This is a genomic window from Streptomyces sp. NRRL WC-3549, assembly GCF_000721935.1.
Taxonomy (GTDB): Bacteria; Actinomycetota; Actinomycetes; order Streptomycetales; family Streptomycetaceae; genus Streptomyces.
The window spans coordinates 8,654-11,932 of the sequence record NZ_KL585398.1 but is presented as its reverse complement, the minus strand read 5'-3'; the positions used below and the strand labels follow the sequence as shown (position 1 = coordinate 11,932).

The 3,279-nt window shown below is 75.4% G+C and carries 1 protein-coding gene and 1 pseudogene; one reads left to right on the top strand and one right to left on the bottom strand.

Features of this window, described 5'->3' with window-relative positions; all coding sequences use genetic code 11:
- Positions 1-2,557 (top strand): annotated as a pseudogene (locus IH13_RS37475) (ATP-binding protein); the annotation flags it as partial.
- On the opposite strand, the gene IH13_RS37470 reads toward IH13_RS37475, so the two are convergent.
- A partial coding sequence (locus IH13_RS37470; RefSeq protein ID WP_037841367.1) for an NPCBM/NEW2 domain-containing protein occupies positions 2,544-3,279 on the bottom strand: 736 nt, incomplete at its 5' end. The pseudogene IH13_RS37475 and the gene IH13_RS37470 sit on opposite strands and share 14 nt — an antisense overlap.

The window sequence follows — 3,279 nt, the reverse complement described above, 5'->3', positions numbered from 1 at the left end:
ACCCGGGTCCGGCATACCCGGGTCCGGCGCACCCGGGTCCGGCGCACCCGGGTCCGGCATACCCGGGTCCGGCGCGCCCGGGCCCTGGTGGGCCGCCCCCGCACCGCCCGAATCCCCCGCACCTCGCCGAGGGGAACATCCGCCCCCGGCTCACCTCCTTCGTCGGCCGGGCCGGGGAACTCCGCGACATCCGGGCCGATCTGACCCGCGCCCGGCTGGTCACCCTCACCGGCCCCGGCGGCTCCGGGAAGACCCGGCTGGCCGAGGAGGCCGCAGCAGGGCAGGGCGCCTGGATCGCCGAACTCGCGCCGCTGGACGACCCCGCCGCCGTGCCCGGGGCCGTGCTCACCGCGCTGGGCCTGCGGGAGACGGCGCTGCTGCGCGATTCCACCCGCGAGGGGCCCACCACGCCCGACGACCCCACGGGCCGCCTGGTCGAGCACCTCGCCCACCGGTCCCGTACCCGGCCCTTCCTCCTCGTGCTCGACAACTGCGAACACGTCGTCGACCAGGCCGCGGCCCTCGCGGAGACCCTGCTCAGCCACTGCCCGGGGCTGCGGGTCCTCGCCACCAGCCGTGAGCCCCTGGGTGTGCCCGGCGAGGTCGTACGCCCTGTGGGGCCCCTGCCGCCCGACCCCGCCCACCGGCTCTTCGCGGAACGGGCCCGCGCCGTACGGCCCGACTTCGAACAGCGGACGGCGGACGACGGGGCGGACTGGGAGGCCGTGGCCGAGATCTGCCGCCGGCTGGACGGACTGCCGCTCGCCATCGAACTGGCCGCCGCCCGGCTCCGGTTGCTCACCCCGCGCCAGATCTGTCTCTTATAGTGTATAAGAGACAGGTCGTGGACTGGTCCTGGGACCTGCTGGAGGAGGGCGAACGCACTCTCCTGCGCCAGGTGTCCGTCTTCGCGGGCGGCTGGGACCTCCCCGCGGCCGAGGCCGTGACGGGCGGTCCGGACGCCGCCCCCCTGCTCGGCGCGCTCGTCGACAAGTCACTCGTCGTCGCCACTCCGACCGAGACCGGCGAGATGCGCTACCGGCTCCTGGAGACCATCCACGAGTACGCCGCCGAACGTGCCGCCGAGGCACCACGGGTGCTCGCGGACGCCGCCGCCGCCCACACCGCCCACTTCGGCACGCTCGCACGGAAGGCCGACCCGCTGCTCCGCTCCGCGGACCAGCTCGTCTGGATCCGGCGGCTGGAGAGCGACCTCGACAACATCCGGGCCGCCCTGCACCGCACGGTCGTCACCGCTCCCGACGAGCCGGCAGCGGTGCGTCTGGTGCTGGCCATGGGCTGGTTCTGGTGGCTGCGCAACCTCCGGACCGAGGGTCTGAACTGGGCGGACCGCGCGGCGGCGCTCGGCGAGGACCCGGCGGACCCCGAGGACCCGCTCCACTGGCCGCGCAGGCACCTGCACATGCTCCGCTTCTTCCTCGCCGCGGAGAGCAGCCCGGTCGACGACATCCACGGGGACGAGGAGCTCCAGTCCCTGGTGAGCCGGGTGACCGACGACTTCCGTACCCGGGGCGGGGCGGAGGCGGCGCGCTTCCCCGGACTGCTCTGGCCCCTGACCGGGTACATGCGCCGCGAGCACACCCCCGACGTCCGCGCGTCCTTCGACGCGGCCGTCGCCAACACCAGAGCCCACGGCGGGGACTGGGAGTACGCCCTCACCCTGATGTTCCGCACCCACATGCTGGTGGACACACCCCGGGGCATGGACGGCGTCGACGAGGACCTCGCCGAGCTGCGGGTGCTCGGCGGGCGGATCGGTGACCGGTACCTGCGCGCCCAGGTGGCGAGCGCCGCCGCCGAGGCATGGATGACGCGCGGACGGTACGAGGAGTCGGGGGACGCCTACCGGGAGGCGCTGGAGCTGGCCCGGGAGATCGGCGCCCAGGCGGAGGAGCCGTTCCTGGTGGGACGCCTCGCCGAACTCGCCTACGGGGCAGGCGACCTGGACGCGGCATGGGCGGGACTGGACGAGGCGCAGGCGGCGGCCGAGCGGCAGCACGTGTACGACGCCCGCGCGTACATCGACTTCCTGCGGGCCGCGATCGCCCTGGCCGCCGGGAACCTCCCACTGGCGCGCCGCTTCGTGGACGCGGCGGACGGTGCCCAGGTGTACGGTTCCCGGCCACCGCAGTTCACCGCGGCCGTCAAGGGCCTGGCGGCCCGCATCACCGTGCTGGAGCGGCCCGGCGGTGCCGTGGCCGGGCTGCGCGGGATGACCGAGGCGCTCGGGCTGGCCGTGGAGGCGGGCTGCGGGGAGGTCTTCACCGCCCACCTCGCGGAGGAGACGGGCGTCACCCTGCCGCTGCTGGGTCTGTACGCCGCCGCGGCCCGGATCCTCGCGGCAGCCGGGTCCTGGCGCGTGTACGGCCCCCGGACGGTGGTGGAGGAACGCGAGGTCACGGCCGCCCTCGAGCTCGTGCGTGCCCGCCTCGACCCGGAGGCGTACGAGGCCGAGAGGGCCGTGGGAGCGGCGATGACGCCGGCGGACGCCGTGGCGTACCTGACCGCCGTCAGCGAGGAGTTCAGCGACAACTGATCCGCGACTGCGCCCAGTCGGCCGGCGCCGCACCGCCGAACCGTCCCACGGGCTCCACGACGAGCCGGATCGTCTCCTGGCCGTCGACGGAGACACCCATCGGTACGGCGGCGTCACCGCCCCGCATCACGGGGGACTCCCACAGCCGGGAACCGTCGCCGCCCCACACCGAGAACCGGACCCGGGGACGCAGGGGGAACGGCACGACGTCGCTCCCCCTCGTCAGGTCGTCGACGCCGACCGCCGCCTCGTAGCGGGTACACGGTCGGTTCAGCCGGATGGCGACCGACGAGCGCGGGTGGACGGTCACCCCGTGCGCGTACACCGTGCCGCCGATCGACAGACCTGTGCGCTGCCAGACCGCGCCCCGGGTCTCGCCCAGCACGATCTCCGGAGCGGTGTGGTCCCCCGCGACGGAGTACGCCAACTCGTTGACCTGGAAGACCGAGGGCGGCTCGGGAGCCGGAGTGGGCGTCGGGGCAGGAGTCGGGGGCGGTGTCGGGGTGGGGGAGGGGCTGGGCCGCTGCCGAGTGGGCTCGGGAACGGGCTGCGCGGCCGGAGGCTTCGGGGCCGGGGTCGACGTCGGTGCCGGACGGGCCTCACGCGTCGGATCGGGCGCGGGCGCGGGAGGTGCCGGAGGAGCGGGATCGGGGGCCGGCGGCTCGGGGGCCGGCGGAGGTGCCGGGGACGGTGCGGCGGGGGCCGCCGCCGGAGGCTTCGCC